Annotated in this window: 15 protein-coding genes and 1 tRNA gene; 8 read left to right on the top strand and 8 right to left on the bottom strand. The window is 57.8% G+C overall.

The genetic code is table 11. The features are described 5' to 3' along the window. Nucleotides 1-291: 291 nt before the first annotated feature. A complete protein-coding gene (locus BLT77_RS10535; RefSeq protein WP_090365229.1) occupies nt 292-1,338 on the bottom strand; it encodes a hypothetical protein in 1,047 nt (348 codons plus the stop codon). Nucleotides 1,339-1,947: 609 nt separating this feature from the next. Here BLT77_RS10535 and parM point away from each other — a divergent pair. Both parM and BLT77_RS10545 read left to right on the top strand, forming a co-directional pair. Continuing rightward, nucleotides 1,948-2,961, top strand: a complete 1,014-nt coding sequence (gene parM, locus BLT77_RS10540; protein ID WP_090365230.1) for a plasmid segregation protein ParM domain-containing protein — start codon at nt 1,948-1,950, stop codon at nt 2,959-2,961. 11 nt (nt 2,962-2,972) lie between these two features. Further along, nucleotides 2,973-3,722 carry a hypothetical protein gene (locus tag BLT77_RS10545; RefSeq protein WP_090365231.1) on the top strand — a complete coding sequence of 250 codons (750 nt, stop codon included), beginning with the start codon at nt 2,973-2,975 and terminating at the stop codon, nt 3,720-3,722. 6 nt (nt 3,723-3,728) lie between these two features. On the opposite strand, the gene BLT77_RS10550 is transcribed toward BLT77_RS10545, so the two are convergent. The 3 genes from BLT77_RS10550 to BLT77_RS10560 form a co-directional block, all read right to left on the bottom strand. Next, nucleotides 3,729-4,970, bottom strand: a complete 1,242-nt coding sequence (locus BLT77_RS10550; protein WP_090365232.1) for a GGDEF domain-containing protein — start codon at nt 4,968-4,970, stop codon at nt 3,729-3,731. Nucleotides 4,971-5,090: 120 nt separating this feature from the next. Next, nucleotides 5,091-6,338 (bottom strand): GGDEF domain-containing protein, encoded by a 1,248-nt coding sequence (locus BLT77_RS10555; RefSeq protein WP_090365233.1) that lies wholly within the window; start codon nt 6,336-6,338, stop codon nt 5,091-5,093. Between the two features lie 163 nt (nt 6,339-6,501). Beyond that, nucleotides 6,502-7,464 carry a nucleoside hydrolase gene (locus tag BLT77_RS10560; protein WP_090365234.1) on the bottom strand — a complete coding sequence of 321 codons (963 nt, stop codon included), beginning with the start codon at nt 7,462-7,464 and terminating at the stop codon, nt 6,502-6,504. A 202-nt stretch (nt 7,465-7,666) separates the two neighbouring features. Between BLT77_RS10560 and BLT77_RS10565 the strand changes: the two genes are divergently transcribed. After that, on the top strand, nt 7,667-8,860 hold the full coding sequence (locus tag BLT77_RS10565; protein ID WP_090365235.1) for an MFS transporter: 1,194 nt from the start codon (nt 7,667-7,669) through the stop codon (nt 8,858-8,860). A gap of 27 nt (nt 8,861-8,887) precedes the next feature. On the opposite strand, the gene BLT77_RS10570 is transcribed toward BLT77_RS10565, so the two are convergent. Together BLT77_RS10570 and BLT77_RS10575 are read right to left on the bottom strand one after the other, a co-directional pair. Further along, on the bottom strand, nt 8,888-9,331 hold the full coding sequence (locus tag BLT77_RS10570) for a universal stress protein (RefSeq protein ID WP_176819273.1): 444 nt from the start codon (nt 9,329-9,331) through the stop codon (nt 8,888-8,890). Between the two features lie 265 nt (nt 9,332-9,596). Continuing rightward, entirely contained in the window at nt 9,597-10,040 is a 444-nt protein-coding gene (locus BLT77_RS10575) for a universal stress protein (protein WP_090365237.1), read from the bottom strand. A 322-nt stretch (nt 10,041-10,362) separates the two neighbouring features. On the opposite strand from BLT77_RS10575, the gene BLT77_RS10580 reads away from it, so the two are divergent. Continuing rightward, nucleotides 10,363-10,439: transfer RNA gene (locus BLT77_RS10580), tRNA-Ile, on the top strand. Between the two features lie 446 nt (nt 10,440-10,885). Here BLT77_RS10580 and cspE read toward each other — a convergent pair. Continuing rightward, complete coding sequence (cspE, locus tag BLT77_RS10585; RefSeq protein WP_028114360.1) at nt 10,886-11,095, bottom strand: transcription antiterminator/RNA stability regulator CspE; 210 nt, start codon at nt 11,093-11,095, stop codon at nt 10,886-10,888. Nucleotides 11,096-11,483: 388 nt separating this feature from the next. On the opposite strand from cspE, the gene BLT77_RS20280 reads away from it, so the two are divergent. The 4 genes from BLT77_RS20280 to BLT77_RS10600 all read left to right on the top strand — a co-directional run bounded on the left by BLT77_RS20280 (nt 11,484) and on the right by BLT77_RS10600 (nt 15,073). Then, nucleotides 11,484-11,636, top strand: a complete 153-nt coding sequence (locus BLT77_RS20280) for a hypothetical protein (protein ID WP_176819274.1) — start codon at nt 11,484-11,486, stop codon at nt 11,634-11,636. 155 nt (nt 11,637-11,791) lie between these two features. Then, the gene (locus BLT77_RS10590) at nt 11,792-13,267 is read left to right on the top strand and encodes a DUF7467 domain-containing protein (RefSeq protein WP_090365238.1); all 1,476 of its coding nucleotides are present in this window, start codon (nt 11,792-11,794) and stop codon (nt 13,265-13,267) included. 203 nt (nt 13,268-13,470) lie between these two features. Further along, a complete protein-coding gene (locus BLT77_RS10595) occupies nt 13,471-14,148 on the top strand; it encodes a DJ-1/PfpI family protein (RefSeq protein WP_090365239.1) in 678 nt (225 codons plus the stop codon). 76 nt (nt 14,149-14,224) lie between these two features. Beyond that, nucleotides 14,225-15,073, top strand: a complete 849-nt coding sequence (locus BLT77_RS10600; protein WP_090365240.1) for a DNA ligase — start codon at nt 14,225-14,227, stop codon at nt 15,071-15,073. 6 nt (nt 15,074-15,079) lie between these two features. Here BLT77_RS10600 and BLT77_RS20385 read toward each other — a convergent pair. Next, the coding region (locus tag BLT77_RS20385) for a hypothetical protein (protein ID WP_218126927.1) at nt 15,080-15,275 on the bottom strand (196 nt) is incomplete at its 5' end.

Raw genomic sequence — 15,275 nt, forward strand, 5'->3', positions numbered from 1 at the left:
ATACAGAAAAGCCACCGCATACGGTGGCTTTTTTTATTGCTCAAAACCAAAGACACTGGACCCTCGCGTTCGCAAGGGCGACAGGCCTTCCCTCCGTCGTGCCCGCGCACGCGGGTACCCAGTGGCTGTGCCTTTCGTCATTCTTGCGTAGGCGAGAATCCAGTGGCTTTCTTAACCAAAACCAAAACCAAAGACGCTGGGCCCTCGCGTTCGCAAGGGCGACGGTGCGGTTCGGACCCTCGCGTTCGCAAGGACGACGCTCAAACGACGCTAACGCTTCCCTCTCAGGCTTTAGTAAGGCCCCAGGTATACGGTGCCATTAGTGGTATTGGGCACCTCCAGTGCATCGCTTTTTTCCAGGGACACCAACACCCCACCGGAGCCTGGGGTTACCAGACGTACCCATTGTCGCTGCTCACCGGCTCGCACTATTTTGGTTTTTTTCAATTCAGACTTGTCCAACTGCAGCTTCACATCGAAGGCCATCATAGCGAACACCTCCTGAACACCGGTGTGCATATGCTGGCGCAAAGCGTTGGCATCATCATCAAGCCACTTAGCCGACTGCTTAGCATCAATCATCGCTTGAGGTAATCGGTCAGATGCTTTCTTCAGTGCCCTATTACGTTTGTTCTGCGCCTTATTTCGGGCCAGGGAATCTTTAGGCAGTTCTGCATATTTAGCTCGAATCTCAGCAATGCGACGCTCAACTTCTTCTGGAGAGGGCATGCTGTCTACCGCTTCCAGCGCATCCGATTGATACACGAAGCGGTTGCGATACATCAATTTCGGCTTGCGGGTTTTTGCTTTGTTTCCGCCTGGCTTCTGATATAACTCTGCCACCAGGCTGACCTGCAATCGCCGCTTAGATACCGTCAAGCTGTAGCCGGGAGTGAGCACCAACCCAATCTCCTCCGGGGCCAAACCTAATCCTTTGGCTCCGCCTTTCGGCGCCTTCTCCAACACAGTTACCGGCCTTCCCCTCAACTCAGGCATCGCCTCCATCAACAGCTGATACTGCTTTTGATAGGCCAGTTTCAGTGCCTCCGGACCCATCGCCTGCTTCAGCTTGGCGATGGCATCTTCGGCCTCAGACTCATTGCTGCTATTTACGTAGGCATCCACCAGTGCCACCGCCAGCCCACCCAGCGCACCGCCACCGACGGCCGTCGTCTGTTGAACCGGGTACTGGGCATCCAACTCCGTGTCACTCAGGTTGGCATACACCTTGGCCTTAACCAGATCACCACTGCGATCCGGCTCCAACCCCTGACGATAGGGGCTGGCGCAACCACTTAGGCCCACCAGAATGAATACAACCCATAAACTCCGTTTCATTGCTCGCATCTCCTTGCGTTATCCCAATGTCAGCGAGCAACCTTACTGCAGTTACAAAAGGTTAACAAATCGCACTCGAATTCAATTGCTTAAACCTTGATCAGCATTCGGTGTACGCAGCCCCCCATCTCAACCCGTCTTCCGTCGTGCCCGCGTACGCGGGTACCCAGTGGCTGTGCCTTTCGTCATTCTTGCGCAGGCGAGAATCCAGTGGCTTTCTTAACCCATACCCAAAACCGAAGACGCTGGACCCTCGCGTTCGCAAGGGTGACAGTGCGGTTCGGGCCCTCGCGTGCGCAAGGGCGACGGTGCGGTTCGGACCCTCGCGTTCGCAAGGGCGACGGTACAGTTCGGGCCCTCGCGTGCGCAAGGGCGACGGTGCGGTTCGGGCCCTCGCGTTCGCAAGGGCGACGGTGCGGTTCGGGCCCTCGCGTTCGCAAGGGTGACAGTGCGATTCGAGCCCTCGCGTTCGCAAGGGTGGCGGTACCTCCTCCGCCGTGCCCGCGAAGCAGATGCTACCAATGTCACTTTTTTCAAAATTCAATTTAAGTTTGTGGATCCAGGGGTCGCATTAGCCCACGGTAGTGGGCTTTTTTTACAGGAACTGGGATGCAGTCAGCCAACATGAAATTCGCCATCGATGATGGATCCACCAACGTTAAAATCAGCTGGATTGAAAAGGGCCTGGTGCGCAGCGTCACCTCCCCCAACTCCTTTAGAAAAGACTGGAAAAGCGCCGCGCTGCTGAGCGACCGCAAGGTCTTCAACTACCAGATTGGCGCCACCAAATACACCTACGACGCCACCTCAGACAAAGCCCTGTCCACCACTCATGTGGCCTTTCAATACGACGATCTGAACCTGCTGTCGGTACACCACGCCCTGCTTCAGACCGGCGTACAACCCGGCCCGGTCAGCATTCTGGTGACCCTACCGATCACCGAGTACTACAAGGCTGACGATTGCCAGAAAAACGAAGAGAACATCGCCCGCAAGAAGGCCAACCTGATGCGCGACATCAGTCTCAACAAGGGCGAATTGTTTGAGATTGTCGACGTCGAAGTGCTGCCGGAAAGCCTGCCAGCGGTGCTGACCACCCTGATGGATTCCGGCGTTAACGAGTTCACCAAATCGCTGGTGATTGACTGTGGCGGTACCACCCTGGACATGGGCGTGATCGTCGGTGAATTCGATGACGTTTCGGCGGTGTACGGCAATGCCGAGATCGGCGTTTCCATGGTCACCAACGCCGCCCGCAAGGCACTGGCCGCTGCCGACAGCGACGCCAGCTACCTGGTGGCCAACGAGCTGATTAAGCGACGCCAGGACCGCAATTTTGTCAACGAAGTGATCAACGATCTGTCCAAGGTGGACTGGGTACTTGAGCGCATCGAAGACAAGATCTCCGAACTGGGCGCCGCCGTCGCCTACGAAGCCAAGACCTTTACCCGCAACCCCAACCGCATCTATCTGGTGGGCGGTGGCGCCATGCTGATCGAAACCGCCATTCGCGCCGCCTACCCGACTCTGGGTGACAAGATTGTGCTGGTCCAGGAGCCTCAGGAAGCCCTGTCGCGGGAGATCTGCTGCTACCATGCCGCCGAACCGGCTGAAGCGGTTTAAAAGGGCAGCCCATGCGCATTCGATGCAGCTTTACCCTGGAACCCGAGCTCCACGGTTCACATCAGTACGCGGTGGATACCCTGCGCCAGTGGCAGCAACAGGAGAGAGGCCGCGGCGACAGCAAAGAGGTGGCACAGCAACGGCGCAATGGCTTCCATCGCGACCTGTATCTGTCGGGCCTGTTTCTGCAGCAACTGTCACCACAGCTTCCTGCCATGTTGGCCCAGGCATTGGTGGAGGAGCGGTTGCAGGGCCAGACCCTGACTCAACTGCTGGCCGCCAGCGGCGTCAGTGTCGATAGCGACAGCGGCGCCGGTCTGTCTGACGGCCAGTGGACCAAGCTGACTTCGATGCTCAAGACCTCCATGGCGGCCCCCAAGGCCAGTACCGAGGTCAACCTGGCACCGCTGCAGCAGCAACTGGAACAGTTAGTAAAACAGCCGCAAACCACTCAGCCAGACAGCGACCTGTCCGGTGCACTGGCTCAGTTGGAGCAGCAACAGCAGCAGATTCTGGCCCAGCTGCAGCAGTTGGCCAGCCAGGGCGGCACGCCAGACGCCCAACCGGATTCCCATGTCGACTTTGGCAGCCAGTTTGTGGCACTGAAGCAGGGGCAGGATAAGTTGATGGCCCAGCTGAAGGCGCTGCGCAGTCAGGTCAGCAATGGCAACGCAATACCGGCCGGCGCCGATTCCGAGGTGCCCAGCCTGGATACGCAGTTGGCGCTGGCCAGTAAGGTAAAATCAAAGGGGATCTGGTAGCCAAGGCTACACCAGTCGCTTTTCGCCGCCGATGGTCACCCAGGGCACCGGCTTGCCGTCGTCTAACATCAGACAGTTGCGGCCACGACTCTTGCCTCGGTACAACGCCTTATCGGCTCGGGCGAGCACCGCATCGACGCTGCTATCCCGCGGGCTGTGTTGAGTTAACCCAATGGTGACGGTGATTCGTTGTGGCTGAGAAGGCGTCGCGGCCCTCTCTGAAGCCGCATTCAGGGGCTGGCGCACCTTGAACGGATAGTGGGCCACCATCTCCCGCACCGTTTGCAGCGCTCCGGTGCAGGCGCTGCGATCGCGGCTGACAAACACCACCACGAACTCCTCACCGCCCAGGCGAAACACCTTGCCGCCAACCCCGACCCGCTCCAGTACCGAGGCCACCGCCCGCAGCACCTCGTCACCGACGTCATGGCCAAAGGTGTCGTTAAAGTCTTTGAAGTGATCGATGTCGACCATCGCCAAATGGTAGCCTTTCGGGTAGTCCAGCAGCGTACTGACCAGGCTGCGGCGGTTGCGCAGCCCGGTAAGGGGGTCAAAGAACGCCAGCCGATAGCTGTGCAACACCTGTAACACCACGACCATCATGGCAAACAGGCTAAAGCTCACCTCAGGCCCGTACTCGGTATGAAAACCGCAAAACCCAAAGCCCATGCTCAACAGCGCCATAAAGGCCACGCCGTCACTGGTCTCATGACGGCGAATCAGCGACAAACCGGTGATCAGCAGGTACAGGGTCAACAGCAACAGCGGTACCAAAGGTGGCAACCCGGGCTCCAGCGCCAGCAGCAGTTGCATCCAATAAACCGTCTGCTGTGGAAACTGCTGCAACAGGTTCAGGGCCACAATGCCAATGGTGGCGATGATCAGGTAGCACTTCCAATTATTCGCTTCACCGGTCATCTCTTCGGGAAGCCAGCTGAACACCAGAATCAACACCGGTCCCAGCAGGCACAGCAACCAGAACGACGCCTCGGTATGGGTTGCCAGCTCAGGGTGAAGCCGCTGGCTTTGCAGCAGCGAGTAGACCAACAGGCTGATGAGAATAAGAAAACTGACTTTAGGCTGGCGATATAAGCGACTGACCACCCAAGAGATGGGCAGCAAAAACCACGGCAACAGCAGCACCCCCTGATGCACCATCGGCTGCGACTGAGCTACCAACTCTGGCAACAATGCCGCGCATAAACCCAACAGCACAGGCAACAGCAGCTGCACTGAGCGAAATACCATAAGGACATCCTATCCGATTGCCACGACCCTGATGCGCCGCGTTTTATATCCAATAATTAAAGGGTAGTCGACTCTCGTCTAAGGGGTAGTCAATAGCGCGTAAAGCCGCAGGCTGTTGGCTTACGCCGCCACCCGGCGACGGCTGGGGCGTCGATTGAGGATGCGGTCGGCCTTGATGCAGTTACGGCCGGCCTGCTTGGCCTGGTACAGGGCTTCGTCGGCACGCTTTACTACCTGTTCGACATTGGCGTCTTCGGCCCGGGGCTGTGCCAACCCCATGCTGACGGTGATGGTTTGCGGTGCCACCTTGGGGGCCTGGCTGCGGCTCCGGCGGGCCACCCCGGCGCTTTGAGTGCTGCGTACGTAAAACGGATAGGCAGCAATCTCTTCGCGAATCGCATCCAGCGCCGCCAGGCAGCGTTTGCGCTCACGGCTACGAAACACAATGGTGAACTCTTCGCCGCCATAGCGGTACACGGTACCGCCGGCTTTCACCCGGGTCAGCATCTGCGCCACCAATCGCAATACGTCATCGCCGACGTCGTGGCCGAAGGTGTCGTTAAATGTCTTAAAGTGGTCAATGTCGATCATCGCCAGTTGGTAACGGCCGGACAGCCCCTGCATCACCGCATCCAGGCTGCGGCGGTTGCGCACCCCGGTAAGCAGATCGAAAAACGCCAGTCGATAGCTATGCAGCATCAGCAACACCAGCAGGCACAGCCCCAAAATGGTGAACATGGAGGAGGACACCCCGGGGGTATCGAACTGGTAGCAGGTCAACCCCAATGCCATCAGGCACAGCAGCGCCGCCGAGTCGCCCTTGTCGCGGCGACGGGTCTGAATCAGGGTGGAGATAACAAAATAGCAGGCCATCATCAGGGTCAACACCCAGGGCAGCGGATAGCCCCCCAGCACCGTCACCCAGGACGCCAGCCATCGGTGAGTAGCCTCGGCGCTGGAACTGAGCAGCATCGAGAACAGGGCGACCGGAGCCAGCAGCAGCGCATAGGCAAAGCCGCCTCGACCGGTGGCGATCCACTTCTCCGGCAACACATCAAGCAGGAACACCAGCAGCGGCGCCAGCAGACACAGGCCCCAGAAAATGAGCTCGGTGTTGCCCTGTGGCAGCGGCACCTGCAGTTTCCACTGGATCACGCCGTAACTGGCCAAAGACACCAGCACCATAAAACTGAGTTTTTGCAGACGGTAGATGCGGCTGACGATCCAGGCACTGGCCAGCAGCACCCAGGGCAGGTTTTGCAGCAACCATTGAATTTCATAGCTGGACGACACCAGCCAGGAGGGTAGAAACAGCACGCTGGCTGCCAGAAACAGCGCCAGACACAGCTGGATCAGGCGATGCGACATACCATGAGTCCTTGTAATCTCCGCCTTAAAAAAACTGCTTTTTCAAAAACCTATCGTAACACCCGCCTAAAATACCGCATCCGGTAATGAGAACTCCAGCAATAGTTGGCTTAAGGCACCCCCGAAAAGACCACCATTAAGCCAACCGACTCTATCGCCCCCTTTACGCCAGCGAGTTGATGCTGTCTTTGTACATCTGCAGCAGACGCTGGTTGTCGACCTCGACGCACACCTGCTGGCTGCGGAAGCAGGACCACTCGTCGTGATGGTAGAAGCGCTCATCGCTCTTCTGAATGGTCATGCCGATGGCCGGGCCTTCGGTCACCACCCGCACCGGGCCTTTGCGCACTCCGAACAGGCTCGGGTCGGCCACGTAGGCCACCGCCGACGGATCGTGCACATGGCAGCCGTCAACGCCCACCTTCTCAGAGTAGAACTTCAGGTAGAAGCGGCTCACCTGCCAGATAAATTCACCCACCTCGCCGGCGCTGCGGCGCAGCTCGTCCAGGTAGTCGCCGGTAAAGAAGGTCTGGTGGGTCACGTCCAGGCCGACAATGGTCACCGGCCAGTCGGCACAGAACACCTGATCGGCGGCGTGGGGATCGTCATGGATATTGGCCTCGGCCACCGGTGATACGTTACCGCGATGGCCGCCTTCACCAAAGGCCGCTCCCATGATCACCACCTCTTTGACGTTGTTGACGATCTCGGGATCGTGCTGCAGTGCCAGCGCCAGGTTGGTCAGCGGACCGACCGCCACCAGAGTGATCTCACCGGGGTTCTCCCGGGCCAGGTCGCACATGTATTCGTGGGCCGGACGGGGATCAATGTTGATGGGGTAATCCAGCGGCACCTCGACTGTACCCAGGCCATGCTCACCGTGCACCACCACCGTGGGGCCAACCGGATCGCGGGTCAGCGGACCGGCCGCCCCCTGCACCACAGTGGCGCCCATGTTGAAGGTGTCATTGATGTAACAGGCGTTGCGGGTGCAATCTTCGATAACGCCATTGCCGTACACCGTGGTGATCGCCACCATATCGACGTTGTCGTGGGCGTGGGCAAACAGCAGGGCCATAGCATCATCGATGCCAGGATCGGTATCAAAAATAATCTTTTGCGACATAGTAGACTCGTTTTTTATTCTTCAGCCCGAAGGCAACACCACAGAGATGACGCCATTATCGGCAACCCTCAGCAGGATTTCTGCGCGTTCTACCGCGTTTACCGGATAAGGTCAAATCTAAGACTTCATTGATGATTTGTATTATTCCACACTCTGAAACGAGAGTATTCTGTGGGCACTAACAGCACAGAGTAACCGATAGATGGCAACCCTCGCCGGCCGCAACTACCTCAAAGCCCTGACCGCCCTCACCCTGGCGGCCATGGTCGTGTTCTGCAACCTGTACGTGGCCCAGCCGATGCTGCCGATGCTGGCCGAGGCCTTTGAGCTGGACGCCGCCACCGCCAACTGGCTGCACGCCGGAGCGCCGCTGGCACTGGCGATTTTCCTGATCCCCTGGGCCATGGTTTCCGACGCCATCGGTCGCCGCCCCATCATGCTGTTGTCGCTCACCAGCCTGCCGCTGATCAACCTGGCACTGCTCAACACCAGCAGCGTCGAGTGGTTCATTGTCTTGCGCATTGTTCACGGCATTATGTTGGCTGGCTTTGTGGCAGTGGCCGCCGCCTGGATGTCGGAGGAGATTGGTGCCCAGCGCCTGCCCGCCGCCATGGGCAGCTACGTGGCCGCCAACGCCATCGGCGGCCTCAGCGGCCGTTTGATTGGCGGCATGGCCAGCTACTTCGACAACTGGCAGGTGCCCTTTATTACCCTGGTGGTACTCAGCTGCGCCGCCGCCCTGATGCTCAGCACCATGCTGCCACAGCAGCGCAATTTTCAGCCCAGCACCACCTCGCTGAGCCACGCCGCCAAGGGGCTGATGGCGCACCTGAAAAACCCGCAGCTGCAACCGGCGTTCCTGATTGCCGGACTGACCTTCGGCACCTTCGTCAACCTGTTTACCGTGCTGACGTTCCAGCTGTCCCAGGCCCCCTGGAGCCTGACCACCTTCCAGCTGTCGCTACTGTTTCTGACCTACCTGGCCGGCAGCATCTCGGCCCAGCTGTCGGGCCGCTGGCTACGTTACTACACCGCCCCGGCGGGCATGCAGACCGGCGCCCTGTTCCTGATTATGGGTACGGTAATCACCCTGTCGGCGGATCTGCGCATCATCATTGTGGGACTGCTGTTGTGTTCGGTGGGCTTTTTCCAGATTCACAGCCTGGCGTACAGCTGGGTGGGCAAAAACGCGGTCAAAGAGCGGGCCAAGGCCAGCTCTTTGTACCTGGTGCATTACTATCTGGGCGCCAGCCTAGGGGGCTTTGTGCTGTTGCCCATCTGGGAGTACGGCGGCTGGCACCTGGTGGTGGCCACCAGCCTCGGCTGCTACGCCCTGATTGTGCTGTTGGCGCATAAGCTGCAACTGGTAACCCGGGTCGCCCACACCGCTTCCTGAGTCGCTTTCTGTGTGGTCTAACTGCCGCTACTCTTTGATGCGCACCGTTAGCACGTCACAGTCGACACTGTGCAACACCCGATTGGCGGTGGAGCCCAGCAGCCGCTGCAGACCGGAGTGGCCATGGGTGCCCATCACGATAAGATCGATGCCCAGCTCAGTAACGGTCGCTTCAATCGCCTTGGCGGCCTTACCTTCGCGCACCAGCACATGAGCGTCGTCCAGCTGTATCTCCTTGGCCAACGCTCGCATACGCTGCTGTGACTCCTGGCAGATCTCCTCCTTAAACCCCTTCAGGTGGCCGCTGAAACTGGCCGACTCAAACAGGTAGCGCTCCGCCAGCGTCTCATCCACATGCAGCAAAAACAACTCGGCGCCATGATCGGCCGCCACCTTCATGCCCTTGGCAACGATCCACTCATTGTCACCATGAAAATCCAGCGGTATTAAAACCTTGCTGTAAACGCTCATATCAATTCTCCCGCGATGGCCAATTTCAGCGGCGCCGGTGTCCGGCAGTGGCAATCGGGCGCCCCAGCCTGACCCAGCAACAGCACAAACCCTGCTAATCCCCATTAATTGTAGGTGATTGAATCAGTAGCGGCGCAGTTAAGCAAAAGGCGTATTAGAAAAACACACCATCAGGGGGAGTGTTGCCAGCACCAAAGGGGCAGCGAGCCGACGCTCACACCCCCTTGCCGCTAACAGCAGATTCGGCGCTCAGCGCGCCTGGAGGTTACTCTTTAATGCGCACCGTCAGCACGTCGCAATCGACGTGGTTAAGCACGCTGTTGGCGGTGGAGCCCAGCAGCCGCTGCAGGCCCGAATGGCCATGGGTGCCCATGACAACCAAATCGATGCCAAAGTCGTTGACCACATCTTCAATCTCGCGCGATGCCTTGCCCTCACGAATCAGTTGCCGTTCGGGGGCGATGCCCAGATCACCGGCAAGCTGGTTCAGACGCTCTCTGGCTTCACTGCGGATTCGGTCTTTAAACTCCTCCATCTGATCGCCAAAGCTGACCGCCTCGAAGGTGTAGACCCCGGCCATGGGTTCGTTGACGTGCAGCAGGTACATCTCAGCGTCATTGGCTTCGGCCATCTGCCGGCCTTTAGCCATGATCTGATCGTTATCACTGTGAAAATCCAGTGGCACCAATACCTTTTTGTATGCGTTCATCCTGATTCTCCATCGGTTAGTGAAACGGTACGAAGTGAATGTCTAAGCTAGCACACTCTTCGCAGACCCTGCCCTCACCGCCATAGCACCACAGTGACTGGTGGCAAACCATGATCCTAATCAACGCCGGCGCCGCTACCGAGCCGCCAACCACCACCGTGCTTTTTCCCTGTCACCGAAAGCCGCTCCCCACTCTCACTGGCGTTTTCTTAAGCAAACGCCACCAGCAAGGGCTTTTCACGCCCACAGAGCGGATGACAACGGGATTTGGCTTGGATATACTCAGCAGCTCAGTGGGCCTCTAAGCCCGCTAAATAGATAAGGCCCCTTAGCTCAGTTGGTTAGAGCAGGCGACTCATAATCGCTTGGTCGTGGGTTCAAGTCCCCCAGGGGCCACCATATACAAGAAGGCGCAGCCGGTTAGTAACCGCTGCGCCTTTTTTGTCTGTGCCACGTATGTGCCGCCCCCTGCGTCAATTTAAATCAGAGCCCAGCGAACCTATCAGAAAATTCTAGCACCCGCTCCACAGCGTCCATCATTGCTTACCGTCATAGCAAAAAGACGCACTCATTACTGGCTGCCCCCTAACTAGTATGAATTATGATAACGCCTCTTCGGTATTCAGAAAGGCCCCCACCATCAGATCGTCCGGGCCAAAGCGAAGAAGATGCGTTGATGATGCGGATCAGCTGAAGGGGGGTAGAAAAATAGGTGGGCGAGAAACCAAAAAGGCGCAGCCGGTATCTCCCGCTGCGCCTTTGTCTGGCAGGCCTGGCGGCAAACGTCAGGCACAAAAAATGCCGGCCTCAGCCAGCATTTTTGAAGTTCAAAGCGAGGCTTTGACTTACAGAGCTACTACGTTAGCAGCTTGAGGGCCTTTCTGGCCTTGCTCAGTTTCGAAAGAAACCTGCTGACCTTCAGCCAGGGTCTTGAAACCTTCAGAAGCGATGGCACGGAAGTGAACGAATACGTCAGCACCGCCGTTGTCTGGAGTGATGAAACCGAAACCTTTCTCTTCGTTGAACCACTTAACGATACCAGTAGACTTAGACATGATTAATCCTAATTTTTCAAAAAATAATTCGCATTATGCGCAGATATAGCCAAGAAATGAATTACTTATGTGAGCTAAAACTTATGATAGGAAAAACTTCATGATGCTGGATGCGTAAGCGTCCGGACGAAGCGTTCTAAAGCATAATATTGCGTTTCATATAAATAGGTCTGATTTCAGGCCGAGGCATATGCTAACACACTTTCTTCACTTGTATAGCATTGTATCGATCTTATCGAGATCATTTGTCAGCTGCGGTCAAGAAATCCCGCTCCCAAGCCCCGCCCAGCTGCGACATCCGTGTACTGCTCAGACCAATCACGGCCCAAACTGGCCAGCCCTGGCAACCTCTCCTATAACTAGATCATCAGCCATAGGGAGAGCCGCCATGAAATCACCTACTACCGAACGCCGGGATCACGACCGCCGCAGCCACAAGGAGCGTCGCGGTGAAGTTCGTTTCGAAGAGGACAAAGCCGATCGCCGCCACCTGTCGGGCCGGCGCAGTGAAGACCGACTGACCAGTAAGATTTACGCCTGACTACTGCTCACCCCGACCGCCCCACGCCGGGCGGTCGGCTCGCTACAGCCCCAGAAAAATCCTGTAAGAGATCGCCCCGTCGCTTATTAAGATAATGACTATACTCCTTGGGTCTTTTCAGACGACTTCTCGTCACGCATTGAAAGGAGTATGTTATGAATTCTGCCCTTTGTCGCTTATCTAAAGGGTCTGTACCAGCCCTGCTACTCTCTTCTACCCTTCTGCTCTCCCCCGCCGGCTTCTCGGAAGGCAATGAGACGCTCGGCGTCATCGCCGACACCACCGGCAATCAGATGCTGATCGAGGCCCTGCAACGGGGCAGCAAGATTCGCATCGCCGGTACCGGCCTGCACTCACTGCCGGAAACCCCGGGAAGCATCAGCATTAGCGTCAACAGCGGCGAAACCATCGAGCGGGTGCTGCTGTACTGGCAGGTGTTCGATGAAGACACCGGCTACGATCTCGACATTGATGTGGAGCGGGTGGGTTCCGGCGCCCCGACCCTGGTCACCGGCGAGGTCATTGGCGAATACGTTGAAGGATTCGGCGGCAGCCCCAGTATCTCTTTCTACAACGCCTACAGCGCCACCATTCGCGCCGACATTACCGCACTGAACCTGGTGCAGCCCGGCAGCAACACCCTGTTGATCTCCGGTCTGGACGACATCGCCCTACCCAACCCCGATTTTGGTGATGATGGCAAAAATGGCGCAGGCATCATGCTGATCTACAGCGATAGTTCATCCAACGCGCTGCAACTGAAAGATGGCCACGACGCGGCCTGGTGGGAGCGCAACTATCCCGCCACCGACAAGTTCTCCGAGACACTGGGTTCTACTGTACCCGTGCGGTTTGAGTTTGCCCCCAGCAGCAGCGAACGCTTCGCCAACCTGTCGATGTTCGTCTCCAGTGTCGAGGGTGACGGCCAGACCGGTAACGATCGCCCCTCGGTGGTCGTGATTCGCGTCGGTGACAACCCGGCTAACGAGATTCGCGATGCCAACGCCCTGACGAGTAACCAAGGCGACGAGTGGGACGACTACATTCGCAATGTGCCGATTCCCGCCGGCGTCGATTTCATCGAAATTGAGATTCTGTCGGAAACCGACCCCTACGTGGATCCCCTCACCGTGCTGAACCCCGACGGCAGCAAAACCATCGATCCGGCGTCTTTCGTCTGGGTGGCGGCGGGCCTGTCGACTCCCGAGGAGACACAAAACGCCTGTGAATGCCGCCCGAAGCAACTCACCTTCACCTATGTCGGCGGCAGCTGTGCGGCCTCAGACAATGACCAGGGTGACGATTTCAAGTGCACTGGCGATCTGAATAACGCCGCCAACATCAACGTGGCCACTTTCCAGCACAAGTTCAATCTCGATGAGCCCCAGCGCGATATCCTGGTGCTGACCCCCAGCGTCGCCAAAGGCGGCAATCTGGTGGTGGTCGCTAACGGCACCGGTGGCCGGGCCGGGCGCCTGCCGGCACAAACCAAGCTACTGTTGACCGCCGATGGCCTGCAACAGACTCTGGATCTTCACACCTCCTGCTCAGTCCCCCTGAGCACCGGCGACCAGTTCGGCCCGTTGGTCTTACAGAGCTTCGTCAGCCGCGACAACTGCAGCAACGATTAACCCCCCAAAGGCGGAACAAATGGAGTTATCCGCCTACATTTGTGAAACATCCCCCCAATTCGACACATTCACTAACGCTTTGCCACCTGAAAAACCGCGTGTTTTTTGCTCATAGCTGTACCCAGGCTGAATCCGCTGAGCTACTCTCACTGCTGAGAACACCCTGAACACAGGGGCCTACTGTACCCAACCTGGACCTGCGCATGAATCGACGACAATTCCTTATGGCCACCTCCGCCTCCGTGGCCGCCGCTTCCCTTCCCCTCTATGCCAGCAGCAACCACGATGCCTTTCGCATCGTCGCCCTGGTGTTTGATGACTACGAAACCCTGGATCTTCATGGCCCCATCGAGATGTTGGGTCACATGAAAGGGGTCAATATTGAGTTGGTCGGGGCACGCAGCATCATTCGCAGCTATCAGGGCCCTAAAGTAGTGGCGGATCTCGACACCAACCAGGTACACCACTGTGACCTATTCATTATTCCCGGCGGCATGGGCACCCGTTCGCTGGTCAAGGATGAGGTGTTTCTGGAGTGGATGACCCGTCAGTGCCATGTCTCCAACAAAGTGTTCTCTGTCTGCACCGGCTCGGCGCTGCTGGCATCAACCCCACTGCTGGAAGGACACAAGGCCACCAGCAACAAGCAGGCCTTTGAGTGGGTCAGTGGCCTCAACAGTAAGGTGCAGTGGCAACCCCGGGCACGCTGGATCGATGACCGTCAGTTCATAACCTCTTCCGGCGTCTCTGCCGGCACCGATGCCGCCCTGGCGCTGATCAGCCAATATCGAGGCCGAGCCGAAGCAGACCGCATCGCCACCCTGGCCGAATACCAATGGAATGATGACCCGAGCAACGACCCCTTCGCCATTGAGGCGTAAACGGATCGAGCAAAAGCAACTACACTGATTCGACAGCGTCCACAAAGACCCGCTTAGGTGTACAAGGAGGTACCCTATGAATCGCCACTCTGTGGCTCTGGCCATTAGCCTGAGCCTGACCTTCAGTCACTTCCCCTTCACCGTCGTCGCCCAGGCACCAAAACTGATGTTGGCCTCCGACTATCCGCAATCTCTGGAGTTAAGCCAGTACCTGGTCAGCGAAAAACTCGACGGCATTCGGGCCTATTGGGATGGCAGTACACTATGGAGTCGAAGCGGTGAGCGCATCCATGCCCCAAGCTGGTTTACCGCCCCGCTACCGACCATCGAGCTTGAGGGCGAGTTATGGATAGGGCGGGGCCGCTTTCAATCTCTGATGTCCATCGTTCGTGACCAGCAACCCAATGAAAAGCAGTGGCGACAGGTGGGGTTGTACCTGTTTGATCTGCCTATGGGAGCCGAACCCTTTCAGCTGCGTTACCAACGGCTTCAGGCCATTACTCGGGGTATCGACCGCGCCTTCGTTCAGGTCATTGAACAGCGGCCTGTCAGCAGTCCCGAGGCGCTGCAACGGCAACTGGAGCTGGTGACCGAGTTAGGGGGAGAGGGACTGATGCTGCACCACAAGGACAACCTGTATCTGCCCGGGCGCTCCAGCCAACTGCTGAAGTACAAGAGTTACCAAGACGGCGAAGCAGTGGTGGTGGCGCACCAGGAGGGTAAAGGCAAATACCAGGGCATGCTAGGAGCGGTAGAAGTGGAAACCCAGGATGGCCGCCGCTTTCGCATCGGCAGTGGTTTCAGCGATGCCGAACGGAAAAATCCTCCCGCCATTGGCACCGTTATCACCTATCGCTACAACGGCACCACCGACGCCGGCCTACCCCGCTTCGCCCGCTACCTGAGGCCCCACCCTATGCTCTAGTTGTCCCTATTCATTATTCGGGGGCACGTGGTCACTCAGTGCCCCACACTCCGTCGTACCCGCGAACGCGGGTAGCCAGTGGCTGTGCTCTTCGTCATTCTTGCGCAGGCGAGAATCCATTGACTTTTGCCCTTCGTCATTCATGCGCAGGCGAGAATCCAGTGACTTTAAAGCAATAAAACCAAAGACGCTGGGCCCTCGC

This window comes from Ferrimonas sediminum, assembly GCF_900100175.1.
Lineage (GTDB): Bacteria > Pseudomonadota > Gammaproteobacteria > Enterobacterales > Shewanellaceae > Ferrimonas > Ferrimonas sediminum.

Bases quoted from the DNA above. Each gene is read 5' to 3' on its own strand.
- BLT77_RS10565 (WP_090365235.1), top strand. From the start codon at position 7,667: ATGGCAACCCTCGCCGGCCGCAACTACCTCAAAGCCCTGACCGCCCTC.
- BLT77_RS10550 (WP_090365232.1), bottom strand. From the start codon at position 4,970: ATGGTATTTCGCTCAGTGCAGCTGCTGTTGCCTGTGCTGTTGGGTTTA.
- cspE (WP_028114360.1), bottom strand. From the start codon at position 11,095: ATGTCTAAGTCTACTGGTATCGTTAAGTGGTTCAACGAAGAGAAAGGT.
- BLT77_RS10600 (WP_090365240.1), top strand. From the start codon at position 14,225: ATGAATCGCCACTCTGTGGCTCTGGCCATTAGCCTGAGCCTGACCTTC.
- BLT77_RS10535 (WP_090365229.1), bottom strand. From the start codon at position 1,338: ATGAAACGGAGTTTATGGGTTGTATTCATTCTGGTGGGCCTAAGTGGT.
- BLT77_RS10570 (WP_176819273.1), bottom strand. From the start codon at position 9,331: ATGAGCGTTTACAGCAAGGTTTTAATACCGCTGGATTTTCATGGTGAC.
- BLT77_RS10590 (WP_090365238.1), top strand. From the start codon at position 11,792: ATGAATTCTGCCCTTTGTCGCTTATCTAAAGGGTCTGTACCAGCCCTG.
- BLT77_RS10575 (WP_090365237.1), bottom strand. From the start codon at position 10,040: ATGAACGCATACAAAAAGGTATTGGTGCCACTGGATTTTCACAGTGAT.
- BLT77_RS10560 (WP_090365234.1), bottom strand. From the start codon at position 7,464: ATGTCGCAAAAGATTATTTTTGATACCGATCCTGGCATCGATGATGCT.
- BLT77_RS10555 (WP_090365233.1), bottom strand. From the start codon at position 6,338: ATGTCGCATCGCCTGATCCAGCTGTGTCTGGCGCTGTTTCTGGCAGCC.
- parM (WP_090365230.1), top strand. From the start codon at position 1,948: ATGCAGTCAGCCAACATGAAATTCGCCATCGATGATGGATCCACCAAC.
- BLT77_RS10545 (WP_090365231.1), top strand. From the start codon at position 2,973: ATGCGCATTCGATGCAGCTTTACCCTGGAACCCGAGCTCCACGGTTCA.
- BLT77_RS10595 (WP_090365239.1), top strand. From the start codon at position 13,471: ATGAATCGACGACAATTCCTTATGGCCACCTCCGCCTCCGTGGCCGCC.
- BLT77_RS20280 (WP_176819274.1), top strand. From the start codon at position 11,484: ATGAAATCACCTACTACCGAACGCCGGGATCACGACCGCCGCAGCCAC.